Below are 23,044 nucleotides of genomic sequence, written 5' to 3'. Positions count from 1 at the left end.
CGCCCGCCATGCCCGTGCCCGGCCACGGTGCAAAGCCCTGGTACCAGGCCCTAGATCGGCTGTATGCCCACGCGCTGCATCATGGACTGGGTGAACTGGATCTCGCGCTCGAAGCCCTTGGCATAGGCTTCGGCACTGGTGATGGCGACCTTGCCGCCTTCCTGCTCCAGCAAGGCGATGACCTTGGGCTGCCTGAGTACCTCCTCCAGCGCCGTGCGCAGCCGCTGGACGATGGCCTCGGGCGTGGCGGCCGGCACGGACACACCGCCCCAGGACGTGAGGTTGACGTCGGGCACGCCCAGCTCGGCCAGGGTCTGCACCTGGGGCAGCTTGGCGTTGCGCTGGGGGCCGGCAATGGCCAGCGGCACCAGCCTGCCCGCCAGCACCTGGGGATAGGCCACGGAAAACAGCGGGGCGCCGAAGGCCACCTGCTGGCCCAGCACGGCATTGACCAGCTCGGACGCGCCCTTGTAGGGCACATGGTTGACCTGCAGGCCCATGCTGGAGGCCAGCATCTCCACGCCCAGGTGCGATGGCGTGCCCACGCCGCCCGAGGCATAGTCCAGCGCGCCCGGCCTGGCCTTGGCGCGGGCGGCCAGGTCATCCAGCGTGCGCATGCCGGAGTCGGCATGCACGACGACCAGGATGTCCGAGCGCGACATGCCCAGCACATGGCGGAAGTCCTTGAACACGTCGTAGCCCGGGCTTTTGTACATGCGCATAGCGGCGGCCATGGGCGAGCCCGAGTACAGCAGCGTGTAGCCGTCCGCCGGTGCCTTGGCCACCTGGCGGGCGCCGATGTTGCCGCCCGCGCCGGCGCGGTTGTCTATCACCACGGGCTGGCCCAGCTGGGCCGACAGCGCCTCGGCCACGATGCGCGCGGCCGTGTCGGGGCTGGTGCCGGCCAGGTAGGGCACCACCCATTTGATGGGGCGCGTGGGCCAGACGCTGTCGTGCGCGGAAGCTGTGGCGGCCCAGGGCAGGCCTGCCGCAAGCGATGCGGCGCCTGCAGCCCGCAGGAATTGGCGGCGGTCCTGGCCGCTGCTGGTGATGTGTGGCATGGCTTTGTCTCCTGGTCTTTTGTCTTTTCTGTTTGCTGGGGGAGTGCTGGGGCTGCCGGCCAGCCTCAGGCGCCGGCCCGCTCCAGCAGTTCCTTGGCGATGGTGTTGCGCTGTATCTCGCTGGTGCCCGTGAGCACGCGGTACATGCGCAGCATGCGGAACAGGAATTCCACGCGCCGGCCCTGGACGATGCCTTCGCCGCCATGGATCTGCACGGCGCGGTCGGCGATGCGAAACGCCGTCTCCGAGCAGAACAGCTTGCTCATCGAGGCCTGGGCGCGCGCGTCGATGCCGGCGTCGATGGCGCGGGCCGTCTGCACCATCAGCGCGCGCGCGGCCATCCATTCGGTGGCCATGTCGGCCAGCATGTGCTGTATGGACTGGAACTGGGCAATGCTGCGGCCGAATTGCTGGCGCCCCAGCGCATAGTCGCGCGCATCGCGCAGCGCCACCTGCGCCAGCCCCATCATGGCCGGGCAGTGCAGCAGGCGGTTGACGGTGATGCGGCCCAGCGCCAGGGCCAGGCCCCGGCCCGGCTCGCCGATCAACTGGGCAGCGGGCACGCGGCAGCCGTCGAGCACGATGTCTCCCGTGCTCGATTGACCGGCCATGGTCTTGTAGCCGCTGACCACCTGCACACCCGGTGCATGCAGGTCCACGAAGAAGGCGCTGATCTCGCGCTGCGGGCTGCCCTCGGGCGCGGTCGAGGCCATGAGCACGGCGAAGTCGGCAAACGGCGAGCCCGAGATGAAGCGCTTGCGGCCGTACAGCACGTAGTGGTCGCCTTCGAGCACGGCGCGCGTCTCCAGCGCGCCCGCGTCCGAGCCGGCCGCGGCCTCGGTCAGCGCAAAGCAGATGGACTTTTCGGCGCGTGCCACGGGCAGGATGAACTGCTCCATCTGCAGCGGCGTGGCCTTGCGGATCAGCGCGCCTATGCGCGGCGGGCCGCTGAGTTCGCCCAGCACATGGGGCGCGAAGGGCGAGCCCGTGGCGTAGATGGCCTCCTTGACCAGCACCTGATCGAGCACGGACAGGCCGGCGCCGCCCATGGCCTTGGGCAGGGTCATGCCGTAGAAGCCGCGCGCATGCGACAGCTTCCAGACCTGGCGCAGCAAATCGGTGGAGGCGCTGTTTTCATGGTCCACGCCATGCGCGCGGGCGAGGTCGGCCAGTTCGCCGTGGATGAAAGCGTTGAGCGCGTCGATCAGGCCGGCTGCGCGCTCGGAGCCTTCAAAGGGCATTTCCAGCAGGGCAGCGTTGGCGGTGGGGAGTGTGTCTTTGGCGTTCATCTCAGTTCACCTTGCGGGCGTGGTTGGCCCAGTAGGGCGCCTGCACGGCGCGGCGCATGACCTTGCCGTTGGGGTTCTTGGGCAGCTGCTGCACGAATTCGATGTGGCGCGGGCGCTTGAAGCCGCCCAGGCGCTCGGCGCAAAAGCTGTCCAGCGCGGCACTGTCGCCGGCCAGGCCGGGCTTGAGCACGATGTGGGCGGCCACGGCCTCGCCCCATTTGTCGTCGGGGATGGCGAACACGCAGGCATCGGCCACCGAGGCATGTTCGTAGAGCACGGACTCCACCTCGGACGGATAGACGTTGAAGCCGCCGCTGATGACCATGTCCTTCTTGCGGTCCACGATGTAGACAAAGCCCTGCTCGTCCATGCGGGCCAGATCGCCCGTGTGGTAGCGGCCGTTTTTGAGCACCTCGGCCGTCAGCTCGGGCGCGCGCCAGTAGCCTGCGAAGACATCGGCGCCGCTGACCACGATCTCGCCGATCTCGCCCTCGGGCACGCGGCGGCCTTCGTCGTCCACCACCTCCACCAGGGATTCCAGAAAGGGCCGGCCGCAGGATGCCAGCCGCTCGGGCCGCGACGCGCGCGCCTGCAGGTGGTCCTGTACCGTCAGGCCGCAGACGCCGGAGGTGGTCTCGCCCGCGCCGTAGCCCTGGGACAGGATGGGGCCGAACACGTCCATGGCCTGCAGGATGCGCGCGGGTGCCATGGGCGCTGCGCCGTAGCCCAGGCGTTGCAGGTCGGGCAGCGGGCGGTAGCGGCCGCCGATCTCGGCCAGCAGCATGTTGATCATGGTGGGCACCATGAAGGTATGGGTGACGCGCCGCGCCTGCATCTCGGCCATGAAGGCGCCAGGCTCGAAGCCCGAGAACAGGTGGATGGTGGCGCCCGTGCACAGCGCCGGCACCATCTGCATGCCCGAGGCGTGGGTGACCGGCCCCACCAGTCCCAGCACATGGCCGGCCTGCATGCCCTCGCCGCGCATCAGGAATTTGCGCAGCTGGGCCAGGCGGTTGCCGAAGGTCTGCATGGCGGCCTTGAGCACGCCCGACGAGCCCGAGGTGTAGTGCAGCACGGCCACCTCGTGCTCGTGCACGTCCACGGGCTGGAGGCGGTCGCTGGCGCGGGCGAGCAGCGCTTCGTAGTTGCTGTCGGCAGGGCCGTCCAGCAGCAGCAGGCGCACGTCGGCAGACTGCAGGTGCGGCTTGAAGGCCTCGGCGCGCGCGGCCGTGGTCACGATGATGGAAGCATCGCTGTTGGCCGCGATATCGCCTACTTCGCGTGGAGACAGGCGTGCGTTGAAGGGCGCCTTGATGAGCCCGGCCTTGTAGCAGGCGATCTCGATCTCCACGATTTCCACGCAATTGGGCAGGTAGATGCCCACGCGGTCGCCGCGGGCCAGCCCCTGGGCAAGCAGGGCGTTCGCCAGGCGGTTGGAGCGCTGCTCAAGCTCTGCGTAGCTGATGCTGCGCGTGGCGCTGGTCACCGCAGGTTGCTCGGCATGGGCCCTGCAGCTGCGTGCGACGAGTTCGCCGACATTGGGTATGGGGAGGGAATGGGGGTGGCCTGCGGTGGGCCGGGATGTCTCGTGCATGGCATTCCTTGGCTGAAGCCGCGCGTTTTGCGCGGCGTGCCATGCACTGTTGCAGAAGAGGACCGGGCCGGGGAAATACCGATTAGTGATTCAGTTGCATCAGAAAAATTGATGTCCAGACCAACCCTTGCCGTTTTTGCTGATGACCATCGGACTGCTGCATCACATCTGCTGCGGATGCTGCCAGCGCGCCTGCCAGAGGCCCGCCGTGATCAGTTGCCGGGCCTGGTCCAGCAGTGCCTGCCGGACCACCTGCAGTGCCGGGTCACCGCCGCGGTTGGCCTGCACGGCCAGGAAGTAGCGGCGCAGCAGCGCGGGCGCCGCGACCTGGGCCACGATCCAGCCGGGCTGGAGGCCCGTGGGCGCCGCCTTGGCGCCCTCGCGCAGCCAGGCGGGCGCATCGCTCAGCGAGCAGGCGGGCGTGAAGGTGAAGCCCGCGCCGCAGTGGTAGAGCGAGCGGATGACGCGCGCGGAATCGTGTTCGTGGACGATGTTCAGCCGCAGCTCCCGCGCATCGGCGGCGGCCTCCACGGTCTGGCGGATGGAAAAGCGGCGCGACTGCAGCACCAGCGGCAGCTGGCAGGCATGGGCAAAGTCCATGTGCGGCAGGCCGCCGTCCGGCGCCGGGCGCAGCAGCGGGGCCACGCTGCCATCGACATCCTGGCCGCAGACGTAGATGGATTCCTCTGCCATGGGCTGCACCTGCAGGTCATGCAGGCTGGCCGTGTCTACAAGAATGGCCAGGTCGGCGCGCCGGTCCAGCATGGCCTTTTGCACCATCAGGCTCAGGTCGTCGAGCACGAAGATGCGTATGCGCGGGTGGGTGTGGCGCAGGCTGGCAATCAGGGGGCCTGCCAGCAGGCTGGTCAGCAAAAAGGGCAGGGCGATGGTGACCGAGCCTTCGGGGCCTTGGGGCAGGCGCTGTATGCGCTCGCGCATGGCATCGGCGTCGGACAGCAGGCGGCGGGCATCCTCGTACAGCTGCGCGCCGGCCGGGGTGGGGGTCACGCCGGCGTGGCTGCGCTCCAGCAGTTGCGCACCCAGCTCGCCTTCCAGCTTCTTGATCTGCGCCGTGAGCGCAGGCTGGGCCACGTACAGCGAGTGCGCGGCGCGCGAGAGGCTGCCAGCCTCCAGCACGGCGATGAAGTAGCGCAGCGCCCGCAGGTCCATCTCAGCCCAGGGGGCGGTATTGCGGGCGCAGGGCCTCGATATCGCCTTCGGTCCAGGCGCGCAGTGCCTCCTGGGTGATCAGCAGCACCTGCTCGTCGCCCGAGCTGGTGTCCAGCCAGAACACGGGCAGGTCGGGGAAGGCGGCTTCGAAGAAGTCCTTTTCATTGCCGATCTCCAGCACGACCACGCCTTCCTTGGCCAGGCGCGAGGGCAGGTCCTGCAGCAGGCGGCGGATGAAGTCCATGCCGTCGGCGCCGCCGGCCAGCGCCAGCTCGGGCTCGGCCTGGTACTCGGCGGGCAGGCGCGACATGCTGTCGGCGTTCACATAGGGCGGGTTGCAAAGCACCAGGTCCCAGGGGCCGGGCAGGGCGGCCAGGCCGTCGCTCTCCAGCAGTTGCACGCGCTCGGCGAGTTCATGGCGGTCCACGTTGATGCGCGCCACGGCCAGCGCGTCGGCCGAGATGTCGGCGCCCGTGACCTCGACCTCGGGCCAGGCCATGGCCGCCAGGCAGGCCAGGCTGCCGTTGCCGGTGCACAGGTCCAGCACGCGGCGCGTGCGGTCGGACAGCCAGCCGTCGATGCTGCCGTCGGCCAGCAGTTCGGCAATGAAGCTGCGCGGCACGATGGCGCGCTCGTCCACGTAGAAGGGCACGCCCTGCAGCCAGGCCTCGCGCGTGAGGTAGGCGGCGGGCTTGCGTGTGCGGATGCGCTCGGCGAACAGCGCAGCCACTTCGGCCTGCTGCTCGGCGCTCACCGGCTGGCTGGCCAGGGACTCGGGTGCGCCCGGCGCCAGTTCGCTGTCCAGTGGCAGGCCCAGCTTCCAGAGCGTGAGCCAGGCCGATTCGTCTTCGGCCGTGGCCGTGCCGTGGCCAAAGGCCACGCCGGCCGCCGTGAGCGCCGCGGCGCCCGAGGCCACGAGGTCGGCGATGGTGCTGCCCGAGATGGCGGGAATATTGGCAGGGGTGGGGGCGGATGTCATCGTCGGCTCCTTGGGCGCGCGTTCAGGCGGCCTGCTGGCGCTGCAGCTCCTGGAGCGTGCGGCGGTAAATGTTCTTGAGGGGCTCGATGTCGGCCACCACGATGTGCTCGTCGATCTTGTGGATGCTGGCGTTGGGCGGGCCCACTTCCACGACCTGGCTGCAGATCTGGGCGATGAAGCGGCCGTCGCTGGTGCCGCCCGTGGTGGACAGCTCGGTCTCCAGGCCGGTCTCGGCGCGGATGGCCGCCTGCACGGCATTCACCAGCGTGCCCGGCGTGGTCAGGAAGGGCTGGCCGCCGATGGTCCAGGCCAGCTCGTACTCCAGTCCATGGCGGTCCAGCACGGCGTGCACGCGCTGCTGCAGCGATTCGGCCGTGGACTCGGTGCAGAAACGGAAGTTGAAGTCGATGGTCACATGGCCGGGGATGACGTTGGATGCGCCCGTGCCGCCATGCATGTTGCTGATCTGCCAGCTGGTGGGCGGGAAGAAGGCGTTGCCCTCGTCCCATCGCGTGGCGGCCAGTTCGGCCAGGGCCGGCAGGGCCTGGTGGATGGGGTTGCGCGCCAGCTGCGGGTAGGCGATGTGGCCCTGGATGCCCTTGACGGTGAGGCGTCCGCTCATGGTGCCCCGGCGGCCGTTCTTGATCATGTCGCCCGTGCGGTCCACGGAGGTGGGCTCGCCCACGATGCACCAGTCCAGGCGCTCGCCGCGCTCGCGCAGCAACTCGACCACGACCTTGGTGCCGTCCACCGAAGGGCCTTCCTCGTCGCTGGTCAGCAGCAGGGCAATGTCGAAGGAGGGAGTTGGCGTCTCGGCCAGGAACTCCTCCAGTGCCACGACAAAGGCGGCGATGGAGGTCTTCATGTCGCTGGCGCCGCGGCCGTACAGCTTGCCGTCGCGGTGCGTGGGCACGAAGGGCGGGCTGCTCCACTGCTCCAGGGGGCCGGTGGGCACCACGTCGGTATGGCCGGCAAAGACCAGCACGGGCCGGTCGGTGCCTGCGCCGGAGCGCCTGGCCCAGAGATTGCGCACGCGAAAGCTGTCTGGGCCGCTATCGATGCGCTCGCAGGCAAAGCCCATGGGCAGCAGGGCATCGGCCAGGAGTTCAAGGCAGCCGGCGTCTTCCGGGGTCACGGATGGCAGGCTGATCAGCTGCTCGGTCAGTTGCAAGGTGCGGGACATGGTGGGAAGGTCAAAAAACAAAAAAGTCGGAGGGCTGGCTGGCGCCAGCGTGCTCCGACATTGTGAACGCTGCAGGCCCGGCCGTTCAGTTCGGCTTGACTTCCAGCATGATTTCGGTGAACGAGGGCATGTCGTCCTCGCCGGGCGTGGCCAGTTCGGCGAACTGGCTGGACGGCGCGGCATGGCCGGCCTTGACCACGTCGTTTTCCAGGCGCCACATCAGGTTGGTGGGCGAGTCGGCAAAGGCCAGTCCCTCGGCGCGGTCGATGCGGCCCGAGCGGATCAGCTGGGCCAGCGCCTCTTCAAAGGTCTGCGAGCCTTCGGCCATGGATTTTTCCATGGCCTCCTTGACGCCCGAGAAGTTGCCGCGCTCGATGAGGTCGGCGATCAGCTTGGTGTTGAGCATCACCTCGACGGCCGGCATGCGGCCGCCATCCACGGTGCGCACCAGGCGCTGGGAGATCACGCCCTTGAGCGCTGCCGACAGCTCGCCCAGCATGGTCGGCCGGATTTCCTCGGGGAAGAAGGACAGGATGCGGTTGAGCGCGTGGTAGCTGTTGTTGGCGTGCAGCGTGGCCAGGCACAAATGGCCCGACTGCGCAAAGCCCATGGCCGAGGACATGGTCTCGCGGTCGCGGATCTCGCCGATCAGGATCACGTCGGGCGCCTGGCGCAGCGCATTCTTGAGCGCAACCTGCAGCGATGCCGTGTCGGATCCCACTTCGCGCTGGTTGACGATGGAGCGCTTGTTGCGGAACTGGTATTCGATGGGGTCCTCGATGGTGAGGATGTGGCCCGTGAGCTTTTCATTGCGCGCGTCGATCATCGAGGCCAGCGTCGTGCTCTTGCCCGAGCCCGTGGAGCCCACGACCAGCAGCAGGCCGCGCTTTTGCATGATCAGCTCGCCCAGCACGGGCGGCAGGTTCAGCGTGTCCATGGGCGGGATGTGCTGGGCGATGAAGCGGATCACCACGGCGCAGCTGCCGCGCTGGTGCATGGCGCTGACGCGGAAACGCCCCACGCCGCGCAGCGGCACGCCCATGTTGAGCTCGCCCGTCTCGTCCAGCTCCTGCAGGCGCTCGGCCGGCACGATCTCGGCCAGCAGGCTGCGCGGCGCATCGGGCGGCAGCAGCTGGTTGTTGATGGGGACGCATTCGCCGTTGATCTTGATCAGCGCCGGCGCGTTGACCGCCAGGTAGACGTCGGACGCCTGCTTCTCGCCCATCAGGCGCAAAATCCTCTCCATCGTGCCCATGTGTTCCCCCAAATTCGTGTGCTGTCGCTGTTCTTGGATCGTTGTCACGCGCTTTTGACGTGAAACGGGCGTCCGCTGCCTAGTGGCCGGGGACGCCCTCGAGAGTATGCCTTGGTCCATCCCCTGAACAGGGGATGTTTTGGCGCCGCAACCACGCCTTTGGCGCGGTCCGGATGCAGGTCAATCGCGCAGCAGGTCGTTCAGGCTCGTGGTGGAGCGTGTCTTGGCATCGACCTTCTTGACGATGATGGCGGCGTACATGCTGTAGCGGCCGTTGTCCTTGGGCAGGTTGCCCGACACCACCACCGAGCCGGCGGGCACGCGGCCGTAGCTGGTCTCGCCGGTCGCACGGTCATAGATGGGAGTGGACTGGCCAATGTACACGCCCATGGAGATCACCGAGTTCTCTTCCACGATCACGCCTTCGACGATTTCGGAACGCGCGCCGATGAAGCAGTTGTCCTCGATGATGGTCGGGTTGGCCTGCAGCGGCTCCAGCACGCCGCCCAGGCCCACGCCGCCGGACAGGTGCACGTTCTTGCCGACCTGGGCGCAGGAGCCCACGGTGGCCCAGGTGTCGACCATGGTGCCTTCGTCCACGTAGGCGCCGATGTTCACGTAGGAGGGCATCAGGATGGCGCCCTTGGCCACGAAGCTGCCACGGCGGGCCACGGCCGGAGGCACGACGCGCACGCCGGTGGCGGCGATCTCGGCTTCGGTCATGCCGGCGAACTTGGTGGGCACCTTGTCGAAGAAGTTCAGGTCGCCGGACTGCATCAGCACGTTGTCCTTGAGGCGGAAGGACAGCAGCACGGCCTTCTTGATCCACTGGTGCACGGTCCACTGGCCCACGCCTTCGCGCGTGGCCACGCGCAGCTGGCCGTTGTTCAGGGCTTCGATCACGTGGTCCACGGCCTCGGTCACTTCCTTGGGCGCGGCAGCGGGGGAGAGGCTGGCACGGTTGTCCCAGGCGGTGTCGATGATGGATTGCAGCTGTTGCGTCATATGGCTTTGGTGATCAAAGGGTTTGTGAGGAAAGGGGTGGCCAGGCGTGGCTCAGCGCTGGCGTGATTCTATGAATTGTGCAATGCGCTGGGCCGCCTCCAGGCATTCGGCGGTCTCGGCCACCAGGGCCATGCGCACGCGCCCGGCGCCCGGATTGCGGCCATTGGCCTCGCGCGCCAGGTAGCTGCCGGGCAGCACGGTCACGCCGGTGGCGGCATACAGCTCGCGGGCAAAGTCGGCGTCGTCCAGGCCCAGCGATTCGGGAATGCCGGCCCACAGGTAGAAGCTCGCATCGGGCAGGCGCACATCCATCACGCGCGCCAGCACGGGGGTGACCTGGTTGAATTTTTCGCGGTACAGGCGGCGGTTTTCCTCGACATGGGCCTCGTCGGCCCAGGCCGCCATGCTGGCCGTCTGCACCACGGGGCTCATGGCGCCGCCGTGGTAGGTGCGGTACAGCAAAAAGGCCTTGATCAGGGCCGCATCACCCGCCACGAAACCGCTGCGCAGGCCAGGCACGTTGCTGCGCTTGGACAGGCTGGTGAACATCAGCAGGTTCTTGTAGTCCGTGCGGCCCAGGCGCTGCGCGGCTTCCAGTCCGCCCAGGGGAGGCGTGCCGTCGAAGTAGATCTCGCTATAGCACTCGTCGCTGGCAATCACGAAGCCATGGCGGTCGGACAGCGCAAACAGCTTTTCCCATTCGGCCAGCGGCATCACCGCGCCCGTGGGGTTGCCGGGAGAGCACACGAAGATCAGCTGGGTCTTTTCCCACACGTCGGCGGGAACGCTGTCCCAGTCCACCGCGAAATTGCGCGCAGCATCGCTGGGGGCGTAGTACGGCTGGGCGCCGGCCAGCAGGGTGGCGCCTTCGTAGATTTGATAGAACGGGTTGGGGCAGATCACGCGCGGGCCGTCCTGGCTGGCATCCACCACGACCTGGGTGAAGGAGAACAGGGCCTCGCGCGAGCCGTTGACCGGCAGCACCTGGGCGGCGGCGTCCAGCGCAATGCCGTAGCGCTGGCGCGCCCACTGGGCGCAGGCTTCGCGCAGCGCGGGCTCGCCGGCGGTGGCCGGGTACTTGGCAAGGCCGCCCAGGTCGGCGCTCAGCGCCTGTTCGATGAAGGGCGGCGTGGCATGGCGGGGCTCTCCGATGCCAAGGCTGATGGGGCGCACGCCCGCCGGTGGCTGGACCCCGGCGAACAGTTTGCGAAGACGCTCAAACGGGTAGGGCTGGAGTCGGGAGAGCAGGGGATTCATGGGCTCGCATTATGGATTGATGCGCTTTCGGCATGCCGTTGTCACAGGGGACTGCGGGTCTGCACGCTGGCTTTTTTGCATTCTGTTACCTATTCTGGCATGGTCTCGACTGGGGCCATGCCAACTCGTGTGGCGGGGCCTCGCAAACGGTGAATTCCAGATACCAATGACAAGAGAGGCAGACAGCTATGCAGGCAGGCGCTGGCATGGAAAAAGATGGAAGCAGGCATCGTAAGCATACATCCGGCCCAGGTGCCGGCTTCCTCGTATGCACGGTGTGGGCATTGGCGGGACCGGCGCTGGCGTTGGTGGCCGATTCGCTGGGCCTGGGGCCCTGGGTTTGGGCAGCCTTGCTGCTGTGGGCCGGGTTGCTGCTGGGCGGCATGCACAGGCTCTGGTCGCGGGTGATCGGCGAGCGCGAATTGCTGCAGCAGGCCATGCAGGGCATCGCCCAGGGAGACCTGAGCCAGCGCGTGGCCGTGGAGGCTGCGGCCTCCCAGGAGGGCGCAGGCGACGTCCAGACGCCCAAGGCCTTGCTGGGCGGCATGGTGACCTCGCTGTCGGGCATGGTGGCCGATGTGCGCAGCAATGCGGCCCTGGTGGCGCAGGCCGGGCAACAACTGGTGAACGAGCACCAGGCACTGTCCGATCGCACCGAACTGCAGGCCACCAACCTGGCCCAGACCGTGGTCAGCGTGGAGCAGCTCAGCAGCGCCGTGCAGCACAACGCCGACGTGGTGGGCGTGGTCCACCACCAGGCCAGCGCGGTGCGCGGCGCGGCCGATGAAGGCGTGGTGGCCATGGGCCGCGCCGTGGAGTCGGTGGAGACCATTGAAAGCAGCGCCGGCCGCATGCGCGAGATCATCGGCGTGATCGACGGCATTGCGTTTCAGACCAACATCCTGGCCCTCAACGCTGCCGTGGAGGCGGCACGTGCGGGCGAGCAGGGCCGCGGCTTTGCCGTGGTGGCCAGCGAGGTGCGCTCCCTGGCCGGCCGCTCGGCCGAGGCGGCGCGCGAGATCCGCCACCTGATCGGCGATGCGCTGGCCCAGGTGGAGCACAGCACCGAGTTGATCCGCACGGCCGGGCGTGGCATGGAGCGCGTGACCGAAGGCATCCGCCAGGTGGCCGAGCACATGGGCGAGCTCTCGCAATCGACCGGCAGCCAGAGCACGGGCCTGGCCGAGATCAGCCGCGCCGTGCACCAGATCGACGAGATCACCCAGCACAACGCGCAGATGGTGGGCCACGCGCTGGACCAGGCACGCGCGCTGCAGCAGCGCGCGCAGATGCTGTCAGGGGCGGTGTCGCGCTTTCGGTTGCAGCAGGGCACGGCGGAGGAAGCCGTGGCCCTGGTCGAGTCGGCCCTGGGCCTGGCGCGGCGCGGCGTGGCCACCGAGGCACTGCTGGCCGCCGTGAACGACCCCGGCCAGCCCTTCCATGACCGCGATATGTACGTGTTCGCCCTGGCCGCCGACGGCAGCTACCGCGCCTTCGGCGGCAACCCTGCGCGTGTGGGCGTGCGCGTGCAGGAGCTGCCAGGCGTGCGGGGTGAGCAACTGCTGGCCGACATCATTGCCCAGGCCGAGCGCGGCCCAGGCTGGGTGGAGTACGACTTCAGAAACCCTGCCACGCAACAGGTACAGACCAAGATGTCCTTCGTCTGCAAGCATGGCGGGCTGTACTGGGGATGCGGCGTCTACAAGAGTCTGGCGCTGGCGGCCTAGCCTTGGCCTGGAAGGCAGACTGCCGCCTGGCGGGCTTCACTGGCACGCGTTCGGCGATGAACCGCCGCCCGCGCGCTGGGCACGTGCGCGGGCCAGGATGGCGGCGATGGTGGCCTGCTTGCTCTCGGCCATGGGAGGTGCGGGGCAGGGGGCGTGAGGGCTGGCGTCGTCGGCTGCTGCCTGCTCTGCCTGCGCAAGAGGCGTCGCTGCCCGGCTTGCACTCAAACGCTCGCGCTCCACTTCACGCTCGCGGTGCAGCACATAGCGCTGGCGCGCATGCTCGGCCTGATGGGGGCTCCAGGCAGACCAGCCTGTGGCCGGGCCGCTGGCATTGTGCAGTTCGATGCAATCGACCGGACACACGGGAATGCACAGTTCGCATCCCGTGCAGTGGGCTGCGATCACCGTGTGCATGAACTTGTTGGCCCCCAGGATGGCATCCGTGGGGCAGGCCTTGATGCACAGGGTGCAACCGATGCACCAGGCCTCGTCGATCACGGCCACGGTGCGCGGGGCTTCCATGCCGTGCTCGGCGCTCAGCGCAACAACGGGCCGGCCCGTCAATGCGGCCAGCCGCTCCACGCCCGCAGCGCCGCCCGGTGGGCACTGGTTGATGCCAGCCTCGCCCGAGGCCACGGCCTGGGCGTAGCTGGCGCAGTCAGGGTAGCCGCAACGCGTGCACTGCGTCTGCGGCAGCGCGGCGTCTATGCGCGCTGCCAGATCGTCGCGGGCGAGCATGGCGGTGGAGGACATGACGTGGCGGGCTTGCTCGGGAATCAGCCTGCCTGCACCTTGGCGCCACGCTTGCGTGGCTGCTCGGCGGCCGTTGGCGCGTCATCGCTCAGGCTGCTGGCATGGCCTGCAGCGCTGGCGGCGGTGGCGCTCTCGGGCTGGTGGGTGCTGATGAATTCGCGCACCTGCGGATAGACGATCTCTCGCCAGCGGCGGCCGCTGAAAATCCCGTAGTGTCCCGCGCCCGGCACTTCAAGGTGCCTGCGCTGATCCGCGGCAATGCCCGTGCACAGATCGTGCGCAGCCCGCGTCTGGCCGGAGCCGGAGATGTCGTCCAGCTCGCCTTCGATGGTCAGCAGGGCGCTGCCCTTGATGTCCTGCGGGCGCACCAGTTCAACCTTGTCCTCGGGCGAACGCACTTCCCAGGTGCCATGGACCAGCTTGTAGTCCTGGAACACCGTGGCGATGGTCTCGAGGTAGTAGTCGGCATCCATGTCGAGCACGGCGTTGTACTCGTCATAGAACTTGCGGTGGTGCTCGGCGCTGGCGTCGTCACCCTTGATCAGGTCCTTGAAGTAGTCGTAGTGGCTCTTGGCGTGGCGATCCGGGTTCATGGCCACGAAGCCCGAGTACTGCAGGAAGCCGGGGTAGACGCGGCGACCTACGCCCGGATAGCCTTCGGGCACGCGGTAGATCACATTGTTCTCGAACCACTCGAAGCTGCGGTTCTGCGCCAGGTTGTTCACCGAGGTCGGCGAGCGGCGCGCATCGATGGGGCCGCCCATCATGGTCATGGACAGCGGAGGCGTCTCGCCACGGCTGGCCATCAGCGACACGGCAGCCAGCACCGGCACCGTGGGCTGGCAGACGCTGACCACATGGCACTGGCCGTACTTGCCCTGCAGGTAGCGGATGAACTCCTGCACATAGTTCACGTAGTCGTCGAGGTGGAACTCGCCATCGGCCAGCGGCACCAGGCGGGCGTTCTTCCAGTCGGTGATGTAGACCTTGTGGTCGCCCAGCATGCTTTGCACCGTATCGCGCAGCAGCGTGGCGTAGTGGCCCGACAGCGGCGCGACGATCAGCACCACGGGCTGGCTCAGCATGGTCTGCAGTGTCTCGGTGTCGTCGGAGAAGCGCTTGAAGCGGCGCAGCTCGCAAAACGGCTTGTCCACTTCGACCCGCTCGCGGATCGTCACGTCCACGCCGCCGACATCGACGCTGCGCAGGTTGAACTCGGGCTTTTCGTAATCCTTGCCCAGGCGGTAGAACAGGTCGAACCCGGCGGCCATGCGCTGGGACATCGGACCCTGGCTCAGCAGCGAGTGGGGGTTGCTGTAGAGCTTGGCTGCAGCCTGCGCGAAATCGGCAAAGGGCTCGACCATGGCGCGCTGGATTTCGTAGAGCTGATAGAGCATGGATACAAGGGGGTTGTTTGGATTTGTTGCAGTGCAATATATCAGCAGCACGCTAAGAAAATTGGTAGTAAAACCCCTCTAATGCTGTCGCTTAAGTGATAGCTTGACTGATGGTTGTAAGCTGGCGGCCGCCCAGCCCCCGGCATTCCTGCAATGCAGTGCGGCGCGCTAGGCGGCAAGCGCCGCTTCGGCCGGTTTGGTGCGCGCAAGCCGCATCACCTCTGAAGGCGGCAATTGCTTGAACTGGTGGTTGCTCCACACCTGGCGCCAGCGCCGCGCACCTGCCAGCCCGTTGCGCAACCCCAACATATGGCGGGCTATCGAATACCAGTGCGTGCCGTGCGTGCGCGCCTCTCGCTCCATGTAGGCCACCATCTGCTCCTCGATGGACTCGCGCGTGTGCTCCACGCCAGCATCGCCGTAGTACAGCGCATCCCACGAGGCCAGCCACCAGGGGTTGTGATAGGCCTCACGCCCCACCATCACGCCATCGACCTGCTGCAGCAGCTCCTGCACGGTGGCGTCGGCCTTGATGCCGCCATTGATGGCAATGGTCAGCTGCGGAAAATCCTGCTTGAGCCGGGCCACGATCTCGTAGCGCAGCGGCGGGATCTCGCGGTTTTCCTTGGGAGACAAGCCTTTGAGCCAGGCATTGCGTGCGTGAACGATGAACACGCGGCATCCCGCATCGGCCACCGTGCCCACGAAGTCGCGCACGAATTCGTAGCTCTCGTCCTTGTCGATGCCGATGCGGTGCTTCACCGTGACAGGCACGTCCACCACATCCACCATGGCCTTCACGCAATCGGCCACCAGCGGCGCCTCATTCATCAGGCAGGCGCCAAATGCACCGCGCTGCACCCGCTCGCTGGGGCAGCCGCAGTTCAGATTGATCTCGTCATATCCCCACTGCGCTCCCAACCGCGCAGCCTGCGCCAGATCCGACGGCTCGCTGCCGCCGAGCTGCAACGCCACCGGATGCTCCTCGGCCTCGAACCGCAGATGCCGTGGCACATCACCGTGCAGCAGTGCGCCCGTGGTCACCATCTCGGTATACAGCAGGGTATGGCGGCTCAGCAGTCGGTGCAGGTAGCGGCAGTGCTTGTCAGTCCAGTCCATCATGGGCGCAACGGACATGCGCCACATGCTGGCAGGTGCTTGGTTTTCTACGTTTGTCATTGATCTGATTGGGTTTTTTGCTCTGGCGTCGTTGCCTGATTCTTCGCCATCCAACCCCGTTTTTGCTGATTTTCTCGCTGGCTTTGCCACATCCTTCACCTGTCGCAAAACAGATGGGGCCATCACTTCACGCAAGCGCACGGATGGCTTGCCTGCACCGCACAGATCCGGCTGATGGAGAACGGCACGTTTGTCCACCGCGAAAGCCAGGCCTATCGTCGGAAAGTGCTGGCCAATGAGTGGCTGCGCAGGCGCGAGCACGAGATGGACCAGGAGCACGCTTTTGGCCAGGCGCCAGGCCGTGCACAAGAAAATTTCAGTGGGGGAGCCACTGCGGGATTATGTCAGTGCGGTCAAAAACGTGACTGAGTGGGGCCGTTGCAAAAAGGCCGGCATCGCGCGACTGCAGGCCTCTGGTCGGGCCGACCTCCAGGCCGCCAAGCTCACGGTGCAGGATCTGATGGGCTACACCAAGAAGCAGCGCACGGAAGACGAGGCCGGCCCGCCGCCGTGCTCAATGACATGGTGTGGCTGCGCCAGGTCTTCCTGCATGCTTCGGCCGCGCGCGGCATTGATGCGCCGCTGCAGGTGCTGGACCGCGCCAGGCTCAAGCGTGCTGCGCACGCAGGTGCCCGCCTACGCGGCCGGGCTTCAAGCGTGGCCGACAAGACTGCCTTGAATCCAAGTGAGAGCTCTCCCTGGAGCAAATTTCATCCATTGCGCGAAACTGGGGTAATGGTAGCTAGATGTAAGTGAGTGGCGAGAAGCGGATAAATTTGATCTTCATTCATTTGGTGTTGGTAAAGAATTTCTATCTGCACATTGCCTTTCGATGGCATATTGGCGAGGCCATGCATCGAATAAGACAAATGGAGGCACGCCAAATGAATGTTAGAGAGAGGCAAGAATCATTCGCGCCGCAATCGCGGTTGCAAGCATTGATGGTTGATTGCGAGGTGGAAGATTTTTCAGGGTTGGGCCTGTTGCTCGGTCAGGCTGGATATGATACGCGAATGGCGGCAAGTGCGCCGGAAGCGTTGGCTGAGTTTGCTGGTGGACGAATTGACTTGTTGATATGCAATACGCGTGTAATTGACAAGGATGGTGGGCAGTGGCTGGAAAATCTCGTTGGGCAGTCCCCTGATCTGTTCGTGATTTTTCTTTCGGAATGCAGTCCCGTGGCAATTACGAAAGGCCTTGGTCGGTTGCTGGGCTTGCACCGTCACATAGTCAAACCTTGGAATAGTGAGCAATTTTTGGCTGTCATTGAGCAACTGAATGATCAAAAAATTACACGCTATGAGAATATTCGGCTAGAGCAAAAAAATAGAGCGCTGACGAAGGAGTTGGCAGAACTAAATGCAACTGTTGAGCTGACTGCCCATGAGCATGACGACGAATTGTTGGAGGCACATAGGAAACTTAAAAAAAGCTTCGTCGCATCGATCCGAATGTTTTCAAATCTGCTTGAGTGGCGAGGGGGGATACTTGCCGGACATTCAAGACGCGTTGCGGATCTAACCCGCCGAACCGCCAGTATTATGCAGCTAAGTGAAGCAGAGCAGCAGAATGCTTTTGTCGCTGCGCTCATTCATGATATCGCTCATATTACTCTTCCCGATGGGATGTTAAGCAAGCCCGTCCCAAGTTTAAGTCATGAGGAACTGGATAAGTATAGAAACCATAGCAGTTTGGGAGAGCAACTGCTTCTGTCGATAGATGATGCGCATCTTGTCGCTACTCTCGTCAGGTCTCACCATGAGCGATTCGATGGAGCAGGTTACCCTGATGGCCTAAAGGGGAAGGATATTCCAATAGGTGCTCGCATAATTGCGGTTGCTGATTTTTACGATGACCTGATGGTGGGGCATTTGAGCAGTAAGCCGCTAACTTGCGCAGAGGCAAGAACGCTCATTTCGCATAGTAGAGGCGCACAATTTGATCCAGAGGTGGTGGATGCTTTCTTGCAAATTGTGATTCAGGCGACCCCTGCTCCCGACCCGGCTCCAATTAATGTTCCCTGTTCAGAACTGAGGCCAGGGATGATTTTGGCTCAAGACTTCGTATCGAGGGAAGGCTTGGTCTTGCTTACAGCAGGTCGAGTTTTGACGCCAGAGTTGATACGCAGAATGCAATTGCGTGTTGATCTTGGTCGAAAGTTTCCAATTCGTGCTGTAGCGACGGCTGTTTGATTGGATTGAGTAATTATTTTGGTCTGGACTTGGTCCAGTTTTTTATAGCCTTCGCTCTCTGGTTGTTTTTGAGAATTTGAGTAGAATTTCTCCATTGGTTGTAATTGCTTGTTTTTCTGATATGTCAGCTATAAGTGAAGGCGGTACTTCTGTTGAATACAGCTTGTTTTTGCTTATTCTATATAAAATCCTCGTTTTTCCGACTATGAATTCATCTCCTTCGATTATTCCTATATACCGGCCATTTTTTGTATAGGCTTTCCACCATCCGCCTTCGATCATTTTATGCCTCGCTGTGCTGTGATTTATTATTGGCGCCACCATGCCAATTCTTGAGCATGAAATGTTATTATGAAAGCCGCTCGATATTTCAATTGATGCAAAATTTGACAAAGTAATTGATTTTGATAATTTATTATCAAAATCACGCTTGGCAAGAGTAATATCTGGATATACGTGGAAACACGGATGGTCACTTGGCATAAATCTCGACGTCGTGCCTACCAAGGCTGCCACCTTCGGCAGGATGAGCAAGGAACACATGCAGGCGCCGCAGTGGGAGCGCATCAAGCGGGATTGCTGGAGCCGGTCCTCGCTGCGCGTCCGTAGGACTCTCGCCACCGGAATCTTGCCCAGGGACCGACAGCCTGCAGCCTGTTGCTGGCACACCATGACAGCTCTGAAGCAACAGGAGCAATGAATGGCGATTTCAGAAAAGATCCAGGACCTGCGCAAGTGGGATGACTCTCGCAAGGGATTCACGGGAGAGCATTGGCTTGTGCTCGGTGCCGGCCTCTTGGCGCTGCGCCATGCCCGGCGCGCGGAAAGTGGCATGGGCCGCCTTGTGAGTGGTGCGCTGGGCACGGCACTGATAGTGCGCGCAGCCACGGGCCGCGACGGTGTATTGGGAACGGCAGGACGATTGGCTGCAAAGCCCACGCTGGCCGAGCGCCTGCTGATCGCCGCGCGCCGCCTGTAGACGCCCGGACAAAGGAAAGGCCCGCAGTTGCGGGCCTTGCTTTTTCAGGTCAGGCCTGCATCAGCGCTGGCGGCGCATGCGGCGCAGGCCGAATATTGCCAGCAGGGCAGACATCAGGATGGCGCCCCATTCGCTGAGCGTGGGAACGGCTGCTGCGCCGCCTGTTGGGGCTGCTGCCAGCACGGGCACGAGCGGATCGGCGATCACGCCCGCCGCAGGGTTGGTGTCACCAGGGCCGTTGTCCGTGATGGTGTAGGTCACCGTGGTGCGCGCGCTGTCCACGATCACGTTCAGCGCGGTCGCAGGGTCAAACCAGCCGCCGACACCATCGGGCTTGCGGAACTGCACGCCTTCGGGGAGAGCGCTGGGATAGGTGAGAGTCATCGTCACAGATCCGGTGCAGTTTTCGGCGCTGAAAGCGAACTGTCCGCTGGGCGCTTGCAGGTTCGGTGGGGTGGAGGTCACAGGTCCGAAGCCGCCGCCAGGTTGCAGCGTGCAAGTGGTGCCGCCGCCGGACATCGTGGCAGACGGTATGCCGGTCATGCCAGGCACGCTGCCGGGCGCGCTCACCAGTTGCAGTTTGCGTGGCGTGGCTTGTGTGCTTGCAGAGGCTGCACCGGTTGTCCCGTTGGAGGCTGCGACCGTGAAGTTATAGGTGAAGCCATTGCTCAGGCCAGCCACGACAATGGGGGATGTCGTTCCTTGCTGAGTGATCACACCAGGCGCACCGGGCACGGCCACGGGGGTCGCGATCACGGTATAGCCTGTGATGGGCGCGCCGCCATTGGAAGCAGGTGCAGTGAAGGTTACCGTAGCCTGCCCGTCGTCTGCAGCGATGTTGCCGATGGTGGGGGCTCCGGGTGCCGCTGCATTCACCATGAAGGTTTGAGACACCTGTGATGCAGGCAGGTAGCTTGCGTTACCACTTTGGTTCGCATCAACGGTGCAAGAGCCTGTGTTCACAAAAGTCAGCGTGCCGCCCGTGGTGACCGTGCATACCGCAGTTGTGTTTGCGCTGAAGGCCACCGGCAGGCTGGAGCTGGCCGTCGCGGTCAGTGTTGGCGTTGTGCCGAAAGTTTGGTCGCCGGGGTTTGGGAACGTGATGTTCTGGTTTTGCTGTCCATTCACCAGTACGCCGGTCGTGGCGCCTACGTTCGCCAAATTCAGCACAACGTTGGTGCCTCCGCTCGTCATCGTGCTCCCGTTGAGATCGATAGCGGTTCCTAACGACACTCCATTTGCGTCAACATCACCTGGCTGCACGGTATATATGAAGGTCAGGGCGGAGCTGTTGCTGCCACCGACGAAGTTCGCTTGCCGCAGAGTTGAACCAATCGTCAAAGGAATTGAGGGCGTGCCGCCAGCTGTGACGGTCACGGGAGCGCTGTAGGTCACAGTGAACTGCAGGTTCTGTCCAGCACTATAGGTTCCGTCGGGGGGGACGCTTACTGATTGCACTGAGGCGGCAGGAGCTACAAGCGTGTAGCTCAGCGTGGTTTCGCAGGCTTTGGAGTCTGTGATGGTCACCGAATATTGACCGGGAGCCAGTCCTGTCGCGGTTGCCGCTGCGCCACCGGAGGGGGTCCATGAGTAAGCGTAGCCAGGAGTCCCCCCTGTCGCGACAACTGTTGCGCTACCGTTGTTGCCTCCAACGGGATTGATCTGCGACTGTGTGCCTGACGATGTTTCAGGCTGTCCAACGGTCGTAGAAGCTGTTCCTTGCAGGCCGTTATTGTCAGTAACCGTAACTGTATAGGTGCCTGCTGTGAGCCCTGTTGCGGTAGCGTTTGTGCCTCCAGAGGGGCTCCATGAGTAGCTGAAGGGCGCAACACCGTTCTGGGTGATTTGGGCAGTGGCCGTGCCGTTGTTTGCCCCGTTACAAGAGGCATCGGTGTGGGACACGGACAAGGTCAGCTGTGCGCTTGCAGAGCCGGTGTAGGTGACAAGAGCAAAGATGCCGCCTAGCACCCATGTGCGGAAAACCCCAGAAGACATGTTGTTCCCTTACTTTGGAGATCGGCGCAATCTCTCTAGCTCTGTTTGCTGAACTTTTGTTTGATGACCAAACGCGCTGCAAATTGTATGAATTTGTGTATATTGTGTCTATCACTGAAACTTGGTAGTTACTCCGGCTAGGCGGCCTGGCCCTGCGGTGGTCGTCCCAAGCCTGCCAGCTTCGAGGGATGAGCACGGAATACAGGCAGTTTCCGCAGTGGGAACGCATCAAGCTGGACTACAGGGCCGGCATCAAGGGCCTGAGGCAGATCGCAGCAGAGCAGAACATCAGCCAGGGGGGCGATCCGCAAGGCGCTGAGCGTGATGACTGGAGCTGGGTGCTGTCGGAGCGCATCCAGGACAAGGCCGAGCAGTCGGTACGCAAGGAGGCAGTACGCAGCGAGGTCTGCGCGGAACGCAGGGCGTCCGAGCGGCCCACGGCCCTTGTGCGCTCACCGCGACGGCCAAGAAATACGGCAGGACTGAGAGCCATTATTCGAACTCTTCGGCGCCCGAGGAATGATCGTTTCTGAATGGCAGGCTTCGCTTGAGAATAGATCCGCAGGTGGTGATGACTGGACAAAGCGTCAACTTCCGGAGGGTGCTCTGAGGCTATATTCCGTCTGCGGGAAGCTGCGTTCGTAACTTGAACGCATGCGCCTGGGAGGGCGTTTCATGCGTGCGCCTGAAGCTGTGTCAAGGCTTGCGATAAATATTCAGAGGAAATTGGCAATGGGTATCGCTTTTCGTCAGACTGAAATCAACATCAAGATTGCCAAGAAGCAAGGCAAGGAGATTTCCAAGCTTCTGCAGGACAAGGGATGGATTGCAGAGGATATGCCGTTGGATGCCGCAATGGCAGCTATTGGCTGGCATGGAAAATATCAAAAAACTCTGCTGATAATTGATGAGATTGATGTTGATAAAATAACCAAACAGGTATCCGAACAGTTCGAGGCTCTGGCTTCTTTTGTGCGAGATGGAAGCTTCGTCCGCTTTGAATCAGAGGAGAGCAGTAAAGACTACGCTCTATGTGTTTTCGAAGGGGGCAAGGCTCATGGCTATGGATGGTTGGGAACCCATGAAAAGACCGCAGTGGTTGCCGCCATCGGAACTGTGCCCAGCGGTCCATGGAATGAGTATATTCATGACGAATCGCCTTCCCGAGAGAAGCTGACAGATCACCGCTATTGGGCGGTGATGGCCTGGAAAATGGCTGAGTACATTCAGTTCATTGCTCAGAGTTCCAAGAGCTTCAGCGCCAAAGATAAGGAACAAGCTTATTGGATCATCCGCGCTGGTGAGGCCGCCAGAACCACTTTACTGGGGACGCGTCCTTTGCTCGTTCAGGATATTCAGATGTATGAGAAGGATGTGAGTCAGATTCCGCGGCTCATTGCAAGCGACTTGCATGAGGTGAAACTGCGCTGGTTAAAAGGGCCGCGTAAGAAGTTAGCAGCGTTGGATTTTGACATCAATGCTGGTGAATTGCAGGCGCTCCTCCGCTACCGTGATACATTTGCGCCGACGAAAGAGTTCTTGGTTGATGGACAGGAGGGTGTATATCAACCGGAAGTGCTTGAATTCTTAGAATGCCTGCGTGATGCGTCTTGGTTTCAGCAGCTTTGCAAGCTGGCGAAGGATGGCGATAAGCGTACGGAGGTCATTCTGGAGTTTCACGGGTGGATGTCCGATGTAATGGAAACTGCCGATCTGAAGGAGCTTTTGTTTAAACTGCATTGGATTGCCTCCGCTGACAAGGGAAGCGCTGCCATCGTTCCTGGTGTGAGCAGTGAAGAGATTTCTTCGTATATGGCTGGCGAAATCTACAACGCAATGCAGAGAATCAGCCAACTGGCCGCGACAAAGTAAGGTTGCTGAGAGGCTTCTCTTGTAGGCGAAAGCACTCTGCTATCAACCGACCATGTGAAGCCTCAGTTAGCGGGCATCAGCACGTCGTGCCGAGCCCGACAGCCTCGGCGTCGGGGGCACTTTTCTTGACACGCTGCATGCGTTCAAAAGAAAGAGG

The 23,044-nt window shown here is 63.6% G+C and carries 21 protein-coding genes and 1 pseudogene; 7 read left to right on the top strand and 15 right to left on the bottom strand.

Annotated features, from left to right (window positions below):
• Nucleotides 1-50: 50 nt before the first annotated feature.
• From ACF8LI_RS12540 to dapC, 9 genes are all read right to left on the bottom strand, one after another.
• Nucleotides 51-1,061, bottom strand: a complete 1,011-nt coding sequence (locus ACF8LI_RS12540; protein WP_209803235.1) for a tripartite tricarboxylate transporter substrate binding protein — start codon at nt 1,059-1,061, stop codon at nt 51-53.
• A gap of 65 nt (nt 1,062-1,126) precedes the next feature.
• Complete coding sequence (locus ACF8LI_RS12535; RefSeq protein ID WP_392412944.1) at nt 1,127-2,350, bottom strand: acyl-CoA dehydrogenase family protein; 1,224 nt, start codon at nt 2,348-2,350, stop codon at nt 1,127-1,129.
• A 1-nt stretch (nt 2,351) separates the two neighbouring features.
• A complete protein-coding gene (locus ACF8LI_RS12530; RefSeq protein WP_392412942.1) occupies nt 2,352-3,944 on the bottom strand; it encodes a class I adenylate-forming enzyme family protein in 1,593 nt (530 codons plus the stop codon).
• Nucleotides 3,945-4,106: 162 nt separating this feature from the next.
• The gene (locus ACF8LI_RS12525; protein ID WP_244451682.1) at nt 4,107-5,114 is read right to left on the bottom strand and encodes a LysR family transcriptional regulator; all 1,008 of its coding nucleotides are present in this window, start codon (nt 5,112-5,114) and stop codon (nt 4,107-4,109) included.
• A gap of 1 nt (nt 5,115) precedes the next feature.
• Nucleotides 5,116-6,093, bottom strand: a complete 978-nt coding sequence (prmB, locus tag ACF8LI_RS12520; RefSeq protein WP_034363908.1) for a 50S ribosomal protein L3 N(5)-glutamine methyltransferase — start codon at nt 6,091-6,093, stop codon at nt 5,116-5,118.
• Nucleotides 6,094-6,115: 22 nt separating this feature from the next.
• The gene (dapE, locus tag ACF8LI_RS12515) at nt 6,116-7,276 is read right to left on the bottom strand and encodes a succinyl-diaminopimelate desuccinylase (protein ID WP_016445942.1); all 1,161 of its coding nucleotides are present in this window, start codon (nt 7,274-7,276) and stop codon (nt 6,116-6,118) included.
• Nucleotides 7,277-7,361: 85 nt separating this feature from the next.
• Nucleotides 7,362-8,531 (bottom strand): PilT/PilU family type 4a pilus ATPase, encoded by a 1,170-nt coding sequence (locus ACF8LI_RS12510; protein WP_016445943.1) that lies wholly within the window; start codon nt 8,529-8,531, stop codon nt 7,362-7,364.
• 180 nt (nt 8,532-8,711) lie between these two features.
• Nucleotides 8,712-9,536 (bottom strand): 2,3,4,5-tetrahydropyridine-2,6-dicarboxylate N-succinyltransferase, encoded by an 825-nt coding sequence (gene dapD, locus ACF8LI_RS12505; protein WP_012205450.1) that lies wholly within the window; start codon nt 9,534-9,536, stop codon nt 8,712-8,714.
• Between the two features lie 51 nt (nt 9,537-9,587).
• Nucleotides 9,588-10,793, bottom strand: coding sequence for a succinyldiaminopimelate transaminase (gene dapC, locus ACF8LI_RS12500; protein ID WP_392412941.1), 1,206 nt, complete (start codon nt 10,791-10,793; stop codon nt 9,588-9,590).
• A 188-nt stretch (nt 10,794-10,981) separates the two neighbouring features.
• Between dapC and ACF8LI_RS12495 the strand changes: the two genes are divergently transcribed.
• On the top strand, nt 10,982-12,520 hold the full coding sequence (locus ACF8LI_RS12495) for a methyl-accepting chemotaxis protein (RefSeq protein ID WP_047218111.1): 1,539 nt from the start codon (nt 10,982-10,984) through the stop codon (nt 12,518-12,520).
• 36 nt (nt 12,521-12,556) lie between these two features.
• On the opposite strand, the gene rsxB is transcribed toward ACF8LI_RS12495, so the two are convergent.
• From rsxB to dusA, 3 genes are all read right to left on the bottom strand, one after another.
• Entirely contained in the window at nt 12,557-13,273 is a 717-nt protein-coding gene (gene rsxB, locus ACF8LI_RS12490; RefSeq protein WP_392412939.1) for an electron transport complex subunit RsxB, read from the bottom strand.
• A gap of 23 nt (nt 13,274-13,296) precedes the next feature.
• Nucleotides 13,297-14,670 carry a polyhydroxyalkanoate depolymerase gene (locus ACF8LI_RS12485; protein WP_016445947.1) on the bottom strand — a complete coding sequence of 458 codons (1,374 nt, stop codon included), beginning with the start codon at nt 14,668-14,670 and terminating at the stop codon, nt 13,297-13,299.
• 168 nt (nt 14,671-14,838) lie between these two features.
• A complete protein-coding gene (gene dusA / locus ACF8LI_RS12480) occupies nt 14,839-15,816 on the bottom strand; it encodes a tRNA dihydrouridine(20/20a) synthase DusA (RefSeq protein ID WP_016445948.1) in 978 nt (325 codons plus the stop codon).
• Between dusA and ACF8LI_RS12475 the strand changes: the two genes are divergently transcribed.
• The 3 genes from ACF8LI_RS12475 (at nt 15,806) to ACF8LI_RS12465 (ending at nt 18,041) form a co-directional block, all read left to right on the top strand.
• Nucleotides 15,806-16,024 carry a hypothetical protein gene (locus tag ACF8LI_RS12475; RefSeq protein WP_202396551.1) on the top strand — a complete coding sequence of 73 codons (219 nt, stop codon included), beginning with the start codon at nt 15,806-15,808 and terminating at the stop codon, nt 16,022-16,024. The two genes, dusA and ACF8LI_RS12475, sit on opposite strands and share 11 nt — an antisense overlap.
• A 126-nt stretch (nt 16,025-16,150) precedes the next feature.
• Entirely contained in the window at nt 16,151-16,528 is a 378-nt protein-coding gene (locus tag ACF8LI_RS12470; RefSeq protein WP_155524721.1) for a hypothetical protein, read from the top strand.
• A 97-nt stretch (nt 16,529-16,625) separates the two neighbouring features.
• Nucleotides 16,626-18,041 carry an HD domain-containing phosphohydrolase gene (locus ACF8LI_RS12465; protein WP_392412938.1) on the top strand — a complete coding sequence of 472 codons (1,416 nt, stop codon included), beginning with the start codon at nt 16,626-16,628 and terminating at the stop codon, nt 18,039-18,041.
• Nucleotides 18,042-18,083: 42 nt separating this feature from the next.
• Here the strand turns inward: ACF8LI_RS12465 and ACF8LI_RS12460 are convergent, their stop codons facing one another.
• A complete protein-coding gene (locus tag ACF8LI_RS12460) occupies nt 18,084-18,524 on the bottom strand; it encodes a hypothetical protein (RefSeq protein WP_151019924.1) in 441 nt (146 codons plus the stop codon).
• A 217-nt stretch (nt 18,525-18,741) separates the two neighbouring features.
• Here ACF8LI_RS12460 and ACF8LI_RS12455 point away from each other — a divergent pair, with 217 nt between their 5' ends.
• Nucleotides 18,742-19,020, top strand: a complete 279-nt coding sequence (locus ACF8LI_RS12455) for a hypothetical protein (RefSeq protein WP_392412936.1) — start codon at nt 18,742-18,744, stop codon at nt 19,018-19,020.
• Nucleotides 19,021-19,080: 60 nt separating this feature from the next.
• Here the strand turns inward: ACF8LI_RS12455 and ACF8LI_RS12450 are convergent, their stop codons facing one another.
• Nucleotides 19,081-20,397: an IPTL-CTERM sorting domain-containing protein gene (locus ACF8LI_RS12450; RefSeq protein ID WP_288899200.1), complete on the bottom strand. Its 1,317-nt coding sequence runs from the start codon at nt 20,395-20,397 to the stop codon at nt 19,081-19,083.
• A gap of 207 nt (nt 20,398-20,604) precedes the next feature.
• Nucleotides 20,605-21,015 (bottom strand): annotated as a pseudogene (locus ACF8LI_RS12445) (hypothetical protein); the annotation flags it as partial.
• A gap of 188 nt (nt 21,016-21,203) precedes the next feature.
• Here ACF8LI_RS12445 and ACF8LI_RS12440 point away from each other — a divergent pair.
• Both ACF8LI_RS12440 and ACF8LI_RS12435 read left to right on the top strand, forming a co-directional pair.
• A complete protein-coding gene (locus ACF8LI_RS12440) occupies nt 21,204-21,548 on the top strand; it encodes a hypothetical protein (protein ID WP_154834379.1) in 345 nt (114 codons plus the stop codon).
• A gap of 199 nt (nt 21,549-21,747) precedes the next feature.
• Complete coding sequence (locus ACF8LI_RS12435) at nt 21,748-22,887, top strand: hypothetical protein (RefSeq protein WP_392412934.1); 1,140 nt, start codon at nt 21,748-21,750, stop codon at nt 22,885-22,887.
• The last annotated feature ends 157 nt before the right edge of the window (nt 22,888-23,044 follow it).

This window comes from Delftia sp. WSY_12 (assembly GCF_043104645.1).
In the GTDB taxonomy this organism is placed as follows: domain Bacteria; phylum Pseudomonadota; class Gammaproteobacteria; order Burkholderiales; family Burkholderiaceae_C; genus Comamonas; species Comamonas tsuruhatensis.
This window is presented reverse-complemented; position numbering and strand designations above follow the sequence as displayed.

What these genes read in the sequence shown, in the direction of transcription:
- ACF8LI_RS12435 (WP_392412934.1), top strand. Translation starts at nt 21,748, where the DNA reads ATGGGTATCGCTTTTCGTCAGACTGAAATCAACATCAAGATTGCCAAG.
- dapC (WP_392412941.1), bottom strand. Translation starts at nt 10,793, where the DNA reads ATGAATCCCCTGCTCTCCCGACTCCAGCCCTACCCGTTTGAGCGTCTT.
- ACF8LI_RS12510 (WP_016445943.1), bottom strand. Translation starts at nt 8,531, where the DNA reads ATGGGCACGATGGAGAGGATTTTGCGCCTGATGGGCGAGAAGCAGGCG.
- ACF8LI_RS12485 (WP_016445947.1), bottom strand. Translation starts at nt 14,670, where the DNA reads ATGCTCTATCAGCTCTACGAAATCCAGCGCGCCATGGTCGAGCCCTTT.
- ACF8LI_RS12495 (WP_047218111.1), top strand. Translation starts at nt 10,982, where the DNA reads ATGCAGGCAGGCGCTGGCATGGAAAAAGATGGAAGCAGGCATCGTAAG.
- ACF8LI_RS12530 (WP_392412942.1), bottom strand. Translation starts at nt 3,944, where the DNA reads ATGCACGAGACATCCCGGCCCACCGCAGGCCACCCCCATTCCCTCCCC.
- ACF8LI_RS12525 (WP_244451682.1), bottom strand. Translation starts at nt 5,114, where the DNA reads ATGGACCTGCGGGCGCTGCGCTACTTCATCGCCGTGCTGGAGGCTGGC.
- ACF8LI_RS12455 (WP_392412936.1), top strand. Translation starts at nt 18,742, where the DNA reads ATGGCGATTTCAGAAAAGATCCAGGACCTGCGCAAGTGGGATGACTCT.
- prmB (WP_034363908.1), bottom strand. Translation starts at nt 6,093, where the DNA reads ATGACATCCGCCCCCACCCCTGCCAATATTCCCGCCATCTCGGGCAGC.
- rsxB (WP_392412939.1), bottom strand. Translation starts at nt 13,273, where the DNA reads ATGTCCTCCACCGCCATGCTCGCCCGCGACGATCTGGCAGCGCGCATA.
- ACF8LI_RS12475 (WP_202396551.1), top strand. Translation starts at nt 15,806, where the DNA reads ATGCGCCACATGCTGGCAGGTGCTTGGTTTTCTACGTTTGTCATTGAT.
- dusA (WP_016445948.1), bottom strand. Translation starts at nt 15,816, where the DNA reads ATGTGGCGCATGTCCGTTGCGCCCATGATGGACTGGACTGACAAGCAC.
- dapD (WP_012205450.1), bottom strand. Translation starts at nt 9,536, where the DNA reads ATGACGCAACAGCTGCAATCCATCATCGACACCGCCTGGGACAACCGT.
- ACF8LI_RS12540 (WP_209803235.1), bottom strand. Translation starts at nt 1,061, where the DNA reads ATGCCACACATCACCAGCAGCGGCCAGGACCGCCGCCAATTCCTGCGG.
- dapE (WP_016445942.1), bottom strand. Translation starts at nt 7,276, where the DNA reads ATGTCCCGCACCTTGCAACTGACCGAGCAGCTGATCAGCCTGCCATCC.
- ACF8LI_RS12460 (WP_151019924.1), bottom strand. Translation starts at nt 18,524, where the DNA reads ATGCCAAGTGACCATCCGTGTTTCCACGTATATCCAGATATTACTCTT.
- ACF8LI_RS12440 (WP_154834379.1), top strand. Translation starts at nt 21,204, where the DNA reads ATGAGCACGGAATACAGGCAGTTTCCGCAGTGGGAACGCATCAAGCTG.
- ACF8LI_RS12535 (WP_392412944.1), bottom strand. Translation starts at nt 2,350, where the DNA reads ATGAACGCCAAAGACACACTCCCCACCGCCAACGCTGCCCTGCTGGAA.